This window comes from Pseudoalteromonas sp. K222D, from assembly GCF_017653575.1.
Classification (GTDB): domain Bacteria; phylum Pseudomonadota; class Gammaproteobacteria; order Enterobacterales; family Alteromonadaceae; genus Pseudoalteromonas; species Pseudoalteromonas nigrifaciens.
The window spans coordinates 1-12227 of record NZ_JAGGDL010000062.1; the positions used below are offsets into that span (position 1 = coordinate 1).

Below are 12227 nucleotides of genomic sequence, written 5' to 3' on the forward strand. Positions count from 1 at the left end.
ATGTGAAAGTAGGACATTGCCAGGCTCCAAATTGTAGAAAGCCCGACTAGAAATAGTCGGGCTTTTTTACGTCTGTAGAAAAGTGAAATGTGGGTGAATAATGTACACAAGTCTCCCGCGTAGGTTGGGCGAGCGTAGCGACACCCGACACTCAAATCATGAAAACATCACCACTAGCCAATGAATGTGGTGCATTTGCACTGTGATTTTCCACTGCTGTGGGCACCACGACATTGCCAGGCTCCAAATTGTAGAAAGCCCGAATTTAACGATTCGGGCTTTTTTACGTCTGCAGAAAAGTGAAATGGCTTTATGAAGAAAGTTGCTTTGCGAGTATGTTTGTTGTGTTTCTAAACAGTTGTTCTAATTGCTTTTTGCCGCTGAGATTTAAATTTTTAATAAGTTGCTCATCGGTATGGTGTTGTAAAACTGTTTGAATTAAAAGTTGCTGCTGATTGGCTGCTATCCTAGTAATTATAACAGGATTTTGGCTAATTAAACGCCAGAGAGTGGGTGAAATAGTAAAGCGGTTACTGCTGAGTTGCTGTGTAAATAACCTTAACGTATCAGAAGCTATTACCTCATCATTAAATGAGCGCAGTAATGTGCTAACCAGTTGCCATTCTAATGACTTAAAGTGGCTTAATAGGCCATAAAACAGCTCGTATTGAAACTGTTTAATCAGTGACTGTAAACTTTGTTGTGGTGCATTAAGAGATTTAACAACTAAAGTTGCGTGCTCAGCAGTGCTTTTGTCGCGTTGGTAACCTAATTTAACAGCATTAAAGCCTAGGCTTTGCCAAAATTTTAGCAATTGTGCAGTGGCACCAAAACTAGCACCAAACCAAGTACATTGTTCTTTTACTTGTGACTCGCTATAGCTCAGTAATGCTTTTCCTAGGCCACAATTATGTGAGCTTGGATCAATTGCAATACGGACAACTCGCGCACTTAAATGAGTTAAAAAATCACTGTTAAAGCTCAGTTGTGCAAGTGTTTGCGCCATTAAATGCCCTTGTGGGCGGCGCTCACCACTTATAACTTGCTCAGTAAGTTCTTCACTTAAACCGCCTTCTATCGCGATTAAGCATACACCCACTAATTGCTTGTCTATTTTGCTGATAAATATGCGTTGCGATGGCGCATCTAACAACTGGCGTAAATCATTCACACTACTTTGATAATGAGCAAGCGCAAGTAAAGCAACGACTTGGCACAATAGTGCTTCATCAGTTACGAGTTGTTGCTGAGTTACTTCACTATGCTTAGGAATCTGCGATTTATTGCTATTAGTCTCTTGATACTGTGCATCAAGTGCTAATAAACTACGAATATGCTGCTCAAGTGGATCTTGCTTAGCAAAGCGCAATGGCTCATCAAGAGTAATTACTTTAGAAGCTTTGTAGTGGTTTTTAATATATTGACTAAAGCGAATTGTATAGCCTCTACCATTGCCTTCATAACCTACTAAGGTGCTTGCAAATACAATACGAGGATAATGCGCTAACATGCTTAATAACATAGGCACTGGGATAGCAGCAGCTTCATCTACTAAGAGTACGTCACACTCGGGAAGCTCATTTAACAGAGCGTCTGGCGCAATATATTGCATGTTAGCAAGCTGTTTTTGTAATGGATCGTAATTAACATTTAGCTGTGCAGCTAAGTGTTTAAAGCTGCTGTGTGTTGCTCTAAATTGAGTGGCGCAAATAATTACATTTTTATCAGCTAATTTTGCGGCTGCTAGGCCTAATGCGGCTGACTTTCCTCGGCCTCTATCTGCATTGATCAGTAGCGGTCTATTGGCGCGACCATGAGCTACTTTTACTATTTGTGCTACGCAGTTTTTCTGCGGTTCAAAATCAATATTACTGTGCAGGACATAGTTATAATTATTATTGATGCAGCCAAATTCTTCACTGTAATGCAAGGCCGGTAAGCTTTTAATAATAGAGCTGAAACGCTGATTGAATAAACTATATTGATTGCTGTGGCCATGAGACTGGACACTTTTTAATGCGGGATCTTGCCAGTTATTTAGGTTACCCAGCTCAGGAAGTAATACAAACAATACTCCGCCAGCTCTAACTGTACCAGCAATTGCGGCCAACTTATCGGGGTATAAGCCACTAAAGCCATCGTAAATGGCGTGGGTAAATTCTTGTCCTAATATTTGGTGAATGTGTGCAGGCCATTGAGCATTTTTAAGTGCACAATGTTTAGATAGAGTAAGTGTATTAGTATTTTGTACTAGTGAGTTTGTCAGCTCATAGCACCAATTATCATTGCCAGTAACAAGCACTAGCTGGCGGTGATGCGCGCCAGCTAATTGTTGTTCTAGTTGTATGAGTTGCTTTTTATATAGCTTGTAGTCTTGCATATGCCGTTACTAACCACTTACTACCTAAATCATCAAAGTTGACTTGTACGCGAGATTGCGCACCCGCACCTTCGTAATTAAGTACTGTACCAATACCAAATTTAGCATGCAGTACACGTTGCCCCAAGTTAAAGCCGCTATCTTCAAATGCAGCGTGACTAACTGATGCGCTAAAACGCCCTGCAGCGGGTGGTCGAGATACTTGGGTTTTAATACGAATTTCTTCAACACAGTCCTCGGGAATTTCCCGTAAAAAGCGCGATGGTGTATGGTATTTTTCTTGTCCGTATAAACGACGGCTTTCGGCATGGCTAATATATAGTTTATCCATAGCGCGGGTCATACCTACATAACAAAGGCGGCGTTCTTCTTCTAAACGGCCAGACTCTTCATTACTTTGTTGAGAAGGGAACATACCTTCCTCTACGCCAACCATAAACACTAACGGAAATTCTAAACCTTTAGCTGAGTGCAATGTCATCATTTGTACGGCGTCTTCGTGCTCTTCTGCTTGTCCTTCACCAGATTCAAGCGAGGTATGCGCTAAAAAGCCTTGTAGAGGAGAGCTATATTCTTCTTCCTCAGGCAATTCGTACTGATCGCAAGCGCTAATAAGTTCTTCTAAGTTTTCTACTCGGGCACGGCCTTTTTCACCTTTTTCGGCTTGGTACATTGCCATTAACCCAGAAGTTTGAATAACGTACTTAGCTTGCTCATGTAGCGTTAGATCGCTAATTTTATCTTCAATATGCTCTACTAGTTCGACAAACTTACTCACTGCACCAGAAGCGCGGCCAGATAAATGTTGTTGCTCTACAATTGCTTTTGCTGCATACCAAAGTGGTAACGATTCGGCGCGTGCACAGTCGCGTATATGGCTTAGCGTTTTATCGCCAATACCACGAGCTGGAGTATTAATTACTCGTTCAAATGCAGCATCGTCTTGACGGTTACCTATTATGCGTAAGTACGACAGGGCGTCTTTAATTTCTTGGCGTTCGAAGAATCGCATGCCGCCATAAATACGATACTTTAGGCCTTCTTGTAGCATGGCTTCTTCGAGTACACGTGATTGCGCATTACTTCTATATAAAATAGCCGCATCTTGCAGCGCATTGCCGGCATTTAACCAACTACGCAGTTTACTACTTACAAAACGCGCTTCGTCTAGCTCGTTAAATGCGGCGTAAATAGAAATAGGTTCGCCCTCGTTACCGTCGGTCCATAAGCTTTTACCCATACGCTCTGAGTTATTTTGGATCAGGGCATTTGAGGCTTTTAATATAGTGGCGGTAGAGCGATAGTTTTGCTCAAGACGAATGGTCTCTGCGCTAAAGTCAGTTAAAAAACGTTTAATGTTTTCTATTTTTGCACCGCGCCAACCATAGATACTCTGATCGTCATCGCCAACAATCATAATACTATTGGAGTCGCCAGCAAGTAGTTTTAACCATGCGTATTGTATGGTGTTGGTGTCTTGAAACTCGTCTACTAACATGTGTGCAAAGCGCTGTTGATAATGGCGCAGTAGTGTAGGGTTATTTTTGAGTACTTCGTAGCTGCGCAGTAGTATTTCGGCAAAATCGACTAAGCCTGCTCTGTCGCATGCTTCTTGATACGCCGCGTACACGCGCAGCATCATTTGCTCGTTAATATCGTAGGCTTGAATATCTTTAGGGCGAAGTGCTTCATCTTTTTTAGCGCTTATGTACCAACCAAACTGTTTAGCGGGCCATTTTTTATCATCAATATTCATCGATTTTAATAAACGTTTGATCATACGTAGCTGATCGTCTGAGTCTAAAATTTGAAATGCTTCGGGTAATTTTGCTTCACGGTGGTGCGCGCGTAAAATACGGTGCGACAAACCATGGAAAGTACCAATCCACATACCACCAACCGGCGCTTTTAGCGTCTCTTCAACGCGAGTACGCATCTCTTTAGCTGCTTTATTAGTAAAGGTAACCGCAAAAATACTATACGCTGAGGCTTGCTCAACTTGCATTAGCCAAGCAATACGATGAACCAACACTCGTGTTTTACCAGACCCAGCACCTGCTAATACCAGCATGTTTTGTAGTGGGGCTGCAACGGCATCGCGTTGTTTGTCGTTTAAGCCATCGAGTAATTGTGAAACGTCCATCGTTACGCCTTTTTAATCAATAATGCGGGCAGTATAGCAGGTGTTTTTGTTAGGCTAAATAAAATACTGTTTTTATACACAGCTATTCATAAAATTATGTTCTAAACTAGTAGCTTGATAGCGAATCAAAAACGGAAAAGGTTAAAAAGATATAATAAAAATTGCTAATTTGACCTCAATTTAGTAAAAATCACCACAGCGTTAAACTGATAAAAATACAACTATATGATTTGTAACATTTATTAAATTGGCATAGAGTGTGTAAGTAATTCTATAGCTAAAATATAAAAATTAAATAAACTACAGAGGTTAGTATGTCAGGACAAGGTTCAGGCGGTAACGTAATCGCAGCATTATGTAATATATTTTTCCCGGGGTTGGGGCAGCTAGTGCAAGGGCGTATTCTTGCCGCGCTTATATTCGCTATATTATTTTTTGGTGGTGCGGCATTATGGTTTTTAATTGTGCCAGGAATAATTGCCGCTATTGTATATGTTTGGGCAATTATTGATGCAGCACGTTATAGATCGTGACGTAATTAATATTAAAGCTTTATAAAATAGCGCCTTTTGGCGCTATTTTGCTTTTTAGCGTCTGCAGCTATTTACGTATATAATTGCACAACTAACGATTTAAAAGCGATACGTATGGAATATCAATTTATTCGCGATCCAATTAGCGGATTACGCATTAAAATAAGTAGCGAGCATGCCATAATTGGCCGCTGGTTAAACGAAGAAATAGGCAAAGATAAAATAGCTATGGTGCAAGCGCTTATTGCATCGGTGAGTTCAAGCTTTGAGCCTTTAACGCTAAAGGGCCAAGAAATAGATTTAATTTTAACGAAAGACGAAGCTCTATTTGAAGCCCATGCTCTGCACCAAGACAGTGAAGATCTTATGGCTTATCAAGACGACGATTTAATGCTTGAAGAAAATGGCCTAAGCAGTGGTTGTGGTTTTGAAGATTTTATAGACCTAATAAACTCATGGCATGAGTTTACGACTTCAAGATAAACATAGTTAGCACACTAATGAAAATATACAGCAATGCACAACAAGCATTTTATCTGTATTATTACACTAATGAAAATTTAGCTAATCAAAAACGACAGGAATTGATATGTCTGCCAATTTAAACAAACTAGTAGTGATGCTAGAAATGCAAAATGCCATGAATACCAAAGTACATGACCAATGGTTTAGCCAAGGGTTTGATTGGTACAGAGCCATTTGGGTTGAGTGTGCAGAAATGCTCGATCGCTTATCACTGGCTAAATTGTAAGCCCTGTCGAATAAGTTAGTGAACAAAGTGTCGTAACTAACTGATTATTAAGTTGCTAATGTTCTGCATTTTAACTTCTATGTTACTTACAAATTTCACTTACAAAAATATATGTTTGCTACGTTTTGAATTTCACTAGCATTCTACAAAGACTAATAAATACTAACCACCAAATCCATTAACATTCACCAAAATATAAACATTAAACTATAGATAAAAGTCCAAGTTTTTTCGAAAAACTCGTTCAAGCATAGTTTTAGATATTTAAATCTATAAGAGACACTTTAATAAAAAGTTTCAACGCATATTCGGAGTATCAATGAAAACAGTTGAATTAAAAATTTTAAGTCCTAAAGTGGGCAATGAGATTCCATTACCAGCATACGCAACAGACGGTTCTGCTGGCGTCGACCTTAGAGCATGTATTGATGAACCCCTTACCTTAAAGCCCGGCCAAACAGAATTGATACCTACAGGCATCGCTATACACATGAAAAGCAAAGATATGGCTGCAACAATATTACCTAGGTCTGGTTTAGGTCATAAACATGGTATTGTATTAGGTAACCTAATAGGTTTAATTGATTCGGACTATCAGGGGGAATTATTCATCTCTTGTTGGAATCGTGGGAGTGACACATTCACTATCGAGCCTGCGGATCGTATCGCTCAATTAATGTTTTTACCAGTCATTCAGCCTGAATTTTCAGTGGTTGAAGAGTTTAAAGAAAGTGACCGGGGCGAAGGTGGTTTCGGACATTCAGGCCGTAAATAATTACTTATCAAATAGTTAAATGTCGACACATGGTTTTTTTCATACAAGAATTACGTCTATGTGTCTTCATTATTGCCTACTTTAATACGCTAAAATTCGAACTAGTCCTAACAAAATTATTAAACAGAACTGTAGCCTCTTCTAACCTTTCAGTTAATACAATGCAAAACATATACAATAGTCATTTAATATAAAAGTGTAATTTTGACTTCGTCGTCGCTCTCTTTGTGCAATCTATGCAAGCCCTTCTTTAATACCGTCTATGTATATAAGCAACCGAACGTTAATTATTTTGTCTTTACAGCAAGTTAAATGACATATAAATTTTCCTATGCTAGCTTGTATTAATACGATTTTTGTACATTGAACTGACTACTCACAAACTTTTAGGTTACATCTCATATGGATAATGAAAATAACAATAGCGACTATAAGTTCCTAATAGAAAAACCTTCTCAAAAAGATTTATTTGATAGTGGTAGCCATAGCAGGACTGCTATGGCTGTTTTTAAAGCACTAAAAGGTGCTAACGATATTAATGTTGTCGGTGTTGAAGGTAATTTAGGGTCTGGTAAAAGTACGGTTTTAGAACTCATTAAAGATATGAGTAAAGAAGAACAATATGAGTTTGTTGAATTTGATGTAGAAAGATTTCAGCATGGCGCTACCAAGAAGGCCTTAATTGAAAAGCTTTATTCTGCTATCGAAGGTTCTATAAAGTCAGAAAAAAAAGGTATAGTTAAAAAGGCAAAGAATGTTGCCTTAGGTAATCATTTTGAATATACGTCCAATATCAAAAGTAATATTAATATTTGGATCATTTGGTTTACGATTGCTTTATTAGTTGGGGTGAGACTTCTACCTGAAGCTTTAATAGGGGTTAGTAATTTTTTACTATATATATTTTATGGACTTACAGGTGGCTTTGAAGTTGCGAACGGAAGCTTTAACTTTAGCGGTTTGGCTTTACTTGCCATAATACTGGCTTGGTTTCCATGTCATATTGTTAGGTGTGCACAAAAAAGTAGAAAGATTCTTTGGCTTTTTGGTACGCCACCAACAACAGGTGATATTTTCAAAAGAAATAGTAAAGACACTATTTCAGAAACTATTGAAATTAATAAAGAAGTCGGTGCTTATGAATTACAGCAAGCTTTAGAATCTTTCGTTAATGAAATCCCTGAAGAAAAACGATTTATTCTAGTGCTGGATAATTTGGATCGTGTAACTAATGAGAAATTGAGAGAGGTTTGGAGTGATATCGAGGTATTCACTTCTATTGCGCAAACTAAAATACAATTATTAATCCCATATTCAATTAAACATATTGCATCTTCAATATCTTCGGATGAAGCCGAGGGAATTGAGTTTATCTCTAAAAGAATTCCGATATCATTTAGAGTTGCTCCAATACTATCAGCAGATTGGAAAAGGAGTTTTTCAGGTATGATTAGAGAAACAGGGCTCTCAGTTAAAGGTGAAGAGTTAAAAGGGATTTTATCACTGTTCGACCTTTGGACATATGCTTTCAATACCCAAGTTACTCCTCGTTTTATGAAAAAGCTCACAAATTCAATTGTAAGTATTTTATCAACACATAATGAAGCAATTCATGTGATAACCGCGTTTTATTATCAACTGTCAGTACAAAACTATGGTTTGTCTTCTACTGATATATTGTCCTCAGAAACAAAAGAAAATAGTATTCAAGATAAATTACAAGAAAGTAAGAAAATTATTGAGCGTACTATCAATTTTGAATTGTGGTCTAAAGAGTTCGTCTCAATACATTATTTGTCGAGTTATAATGTTGCTGAAAGCGAGATACTTACAAGCCCATTAAGCCGGGCGTTAGAAAGTGGAGATATAGAACCATTCATAGCTAAACAAAATATCTATGCCTATGACAAAATTTTATCAGATTTGATTGATGATAAAGGAACCGATAAATTTATTTCATTAATGTTGTCAATGAAAGAGTCTGAAGATGAAAAATACACTACATGGGTTGATAAATGGTCCTCCCATATAAATTCGGCTATAGAAAAAGACACTTTCGACATCGAAGATATTGAGGCTTTAGTTTCATCAACAAAACAGTTATCAGACTTAGGCATTGACGTAAATAAGTCTAGAATTAAAAATTATTATAAATCGAACAATAAAACTCCTAGTGAAGTTCTTGAATTAAAAGATATAGATACAAACCTTGAAATACTTTATGCGTGTTCGCAGCTTTTAAAATACACTCCGAATATAATTAAATCATTTAACGAAATTTTGTTTATTGAGCATTTGTGGCCTAAACGAAAAGCTTTCCCAAATTGGAAAGTAGGAGTCGGTAAATTAAAAGAGGTGAATATTCAGAGTCTATTCTTTGTCGCTAATAAGGCACAAACTATAGACAAAGAATTACTTGAGTACATTTCAAGCTTTTTCAAAATAGGGTGGCTCAATGAAGAGGAAAAAACGATTGAGCTGTATCTATCAATGCCTGAGGTTGAATCAATTAATAATGGAATATCGATATTAGAGTCAAATATATACCTTGAAGAATGGTACAGAGCAGAGCAACAATCTTATTATCAGCGAGGCATCACTGCTATTGAAGAGCAATATAAAACTAAGTGGTTAGCCCAAGCGGTATCTAATATCGTTTATCATAAAACTCCTGAACATATTCGTTACTATGAATCATACATTATACTTGATAGTGAATTTCACAACGAGTTAGCTAACTGCCTTGCTGTTTCTTGTGAGTTTGACATGCTGATATCCTCTCTGGAGAATGAGTCATTAAGTAAGTATGTTGCCGAGGCTATAAAGATTCTACTGGTTAAGAAACGCGTGAACAAACTGATTTTAAGCCAAGTTATTGAAAAATATGACACTATAAAAGCTATTAATATCGAACCGAGTGCAATGCTGATTTTTTTCAATGGTTGGATTGACCACTATAAATTTACTTTAAAAAACCTAGAAGGCATGAATAAATCTTTCTTAAATGATGTTATTAATATAAAAGCCCCTGATTTATGGCGAGATAAAATTCTTAAAATAATTGATAATGAGGCAAATATGGATTGGTGGTTAAAGCAAATTGAAAAACCAAGCAATACAATTAAGCTAATTGTAGATGAATGGTACGTAAAAAATAATAAATCGTTCATCAAATGTGGGTCATTAAATGATTCACTTACACACTTTTTTACTGAGTTGTCTAAGAATAATATGGAGAACTACTCAAATAAAACTTGGATAGATAGTTTGATCTCAATACTTCCTAAAACTTCTTGTGGTAAGCTTTCTAGGGCGTTAAATAAGTTAATTGGCTTGCCTAGCACATCATCTAAAGAAGCAAAGTGCATCATAGCAAACTGCGGAAATTATGTAGAGTTGCAAGGTACAATGAAAAGTGAGTCTATTTTGATCTTATTCGAGAATATTGTATCTAACCAAGAAATAGCAACATGGTTTGATATACAAAATATTGGTTTTGAAAAGTGGGATGGTAATTTAGTGTCTTCTTTTGTTACCGAGATGATTAGTCTAGAAGAAGTTGGTTTGCTTTTCGAAAATTTAAATAAAGTTACTGTAATCGAAGAAGCTAAAAAGAGCTTACTAACCCAAGCTACGGAACAGTAAGTTCAAGCTTCTAATTAAAAGTCCCTCTTTATAATTGTTTTGAGATCTTTTATACGGTGACGAATTTGACAGCTTTGTTCTTACTTAATTCACGTATAGAAACTTTAAGTTTTCATTATCATAGCTTCCTTGCTTGGCCCCGTGTATTCATACCAAAAACAGGGCCGATGACAGTCGACTCCAATTTAACCCCCTCATCCAAATATTTTTTAGAGCGAGTGTTCGTAACTCTCTCATAGTTGAACTCCGCAAAAGTGCCACAAGCAGACGGCGGTATCGCCCGCATTTGTGGCTGGTTTGTCGTGCAGCAAAAAGTTAGCCCTTCGACATAATGTGTTTAATTAGTGTATATTAAGAACGCTCTATAAGCGGATAAATAAACCAAGTTATATTGCCATTCCTATTTGCCACAGATTTATATAGATTAGGATCATCTGTAAAGTGAGTAAATATTTTTTTATTATCATGAATTTTTGATATTAGACTCAGCCTATATAGGAAATCATCAGTATCCTCGTGTTTTGCACTGCCCCATTCCTTATTGTTTTTTTTGCTCGTAACAATTTTAGTACTTACTGTTTGACCTAATCCTTCTAATCTTAGCAATATGTTTTGAGGTAAAAAAAAGCTTTGAAAGCATTTGGTTAATCGAGATTGCAGTTGAATTACTTACTAATCTGGTGCTATCCATGCGTTAAGAGGAAGAACGCTGGCCGTAGTGCCAAGCGCATAACTATCTTGGTGGTAATGTGCTCCTTGATAAAGAATAAAGTTACAGGATTTATCAAGCTTTTTATAAATGTCATTTCCAGTTGCACATGTGTAGAGCAGAGCAACTTTAATCTCACGATTGCCTTTAGACGCATTTACTGTGATATGTTCACCTTCCTTTATCGGGTCAATAAATGAGTGGCACTGCCAACTTTTTTTCCGTAAGCGAGGAATAATTTCATCATTCATCTTCTCCGATAGTTTCGCTGCCCTGAGAAGCCAGCCATCATCTGAAGCTGTATCGTTAAACGGTAGATTATTGTCAATTTGTAATAGTTGAAGGATTTTTGTTTTAAAAATTTGGGTGTTTAAACAAGCTAAGACTTCGATACGAAAAGAGTCATGACGCTCATCTGGTTTTGGAGAGAAAAGACTAACTTTACTCCCCTCTACAGCAAAACATTCTACAACCGCCAGAGCTTGAATTAACCCCATAGTTCGGAAAAAGTTAGACGGGTTATGCCAAATATCGGATTTAGCATGAGCAAAGAAATGACGGTTAAATCCGGAGTGATTATCGTAATTTGCAGTTTTGGCATAAAAACTGTTTACTAACCAATACCGAATTGTTTCTAAGGCAAAAGTTCGCTCGTTCATCACTTTCATAACTGATAGGTCAATATATTCAGGCGGTACCCAATCCGCTCCATTAATGTGGAGCGCTACAACCTTTTCATTTGCCAAGTCAATGCACTTGTTAACTTTGTGAACTAAGTCTAGGTCAGAACCTTTTTCTCCAATAATTGAACCAAGGATATCTTCAATAATAGGAATTAGAGCGGCTATAGCAGCCACTTTCATTCCACTATAAAAAGCCAAAATGGACTCTTTAATTATTGGTAAATGTTTGGATATTGCTGCTGAGTCAGCAAGAGTTTGTACCGTGATAGGAATAATATTATCAAGAGTATAGATTGAAGATAGACAAGGCTCAAAACGACTCTGTAAAACCGATCTATTCCAGTGACTGTGCTCAAGTACGTTTATACCCGTACTATTGATTGCATCATTAATTTTTCCCCTAGCTATGTAAAAAGGCATAAACCAATCAACAGAATTCCAAAAGTTCTCGTAATTTTTATTGGGGAGTATTAAGCGACAATTACGGTGGCCGGTCTAGCGACAATTATCTTGGCCGGTTGATCTGATAAGGTTCGGTACAGCAGAACGGAGGAGTTCACTGTGCCGGGAACACGAATCACTGATCAGCAGGTCACTATTTATATGAA

7 protein-coding genes and 1 pseudogene are annotated in these 12227 nt (G+C 37.3%); 5 read left to right on the plus strand and 3 right to left on the minus strand.

Going from position 1 to position 12227, the window contains the following annotated elements; genetic code table 11:
- Positions 1-310: 310 nt before the first annotated feature.
- Both J5X91_RS17365 and uvrD read right to left on the minus strand, forming a co-directional pair.
- Entirely contained in the window at positions 311-2380 is a 2070-nt protein-coding gene (locus J5X91_RS17365; protein ID WP_208835320.1) for a GNAT family N-acetyltransferase, read from the minus strand.
- Positions 2358-4523 (minus strand): DNA helicase II, encoded by a 2166-nt coding sequence (uvrD, locus tag J5X91_RS17370; RefSeq protein WP_058372303.1) that lies wholly within the window; start codon positions 4521-4523, stop codon positions 2358-2360. Before uvrD ends, J5X91_RS17365 begins: the two co-directional genes overlap by 23 nt.
- Positions 4524-4837: 314 nt before the next feature.
- Here uvrD and J5X91_RS17375 point away from each other — a divergent pair, with 314 nt between their 5' ends.
- The 5 genes and pseudogenes from J5X91_RS17375 (at position 4838) to J5X91_RS17395 (ending at position 10227) form a co-directional block, all read left to right on the plus strand.
- Positions 4838-5056, plus strand: a complete 219-nt coding sequence (locus J5X91_RS17375; protein ID WP_011326845.1) for a hypothetical protein — start codon at positions 4838-4840, stop codon at positions 5054-5056.
- A gap of 114 nt (positions 5057-5170) precedes the next feature.
- Positions 5171-5539, plus strand: coding sequence for a YacL family protein (locus J5X91_RS17380; RefSeq protein WP_011326846.1), 369 nt, complete (start codon positions 5171-5173; stop codon positions 5537-5539).
- Positions 5540-5645: 106 nt separating this feature from the next.
- Positions 5646-5783, plus strand: a pseudogene (locus J5X91_RS17385) (dUTP diphosphatase); the annotation flags it as partial.
- A 343-nt stretch (positions 5784-6126) separates the two neighbouring features.
- Positions 6127-6582, plus strand: coding sequence for a dUTP diphosphatase (dut, locus tag J5X91_RS17390; protein ID WP_208835321.1), 456 nt, complete (start codon positions 6127-6129; stop codon positions 6580-6582).
- A gap of 402 nt (positions 6583-6984) precedes the next feature.
- The gene (locus tag J5X91_RS17395) at positions 6985-10227 is read left to right on the plus strand and encodes a P-loop NTPase fold protein (protein WP_208835322.1); all 3243 of its coding nucleotides are present in this window, start codon (positions 6985-6987) and stop codon (positions 10225-10227) included.
- Between the two features lie 672 nt (positions 10228-10899).
- Here the strand turns inward: J5X91_RS17395 and J5X91_RS17400 are convergent.
- The gene (locus J5X91_RS17400; protein ID WP_208835323.1) at positions 10900-12039 is read right to left on the minus strand and encodes a hypothetical protein; all 1140 of its coding nucleotides are present in this window, start codon (positions 12037-12039) and stop codon (positions 10900-10902) included.
- Positions 12040-12227: the final 188 nt, after the last annotated feature.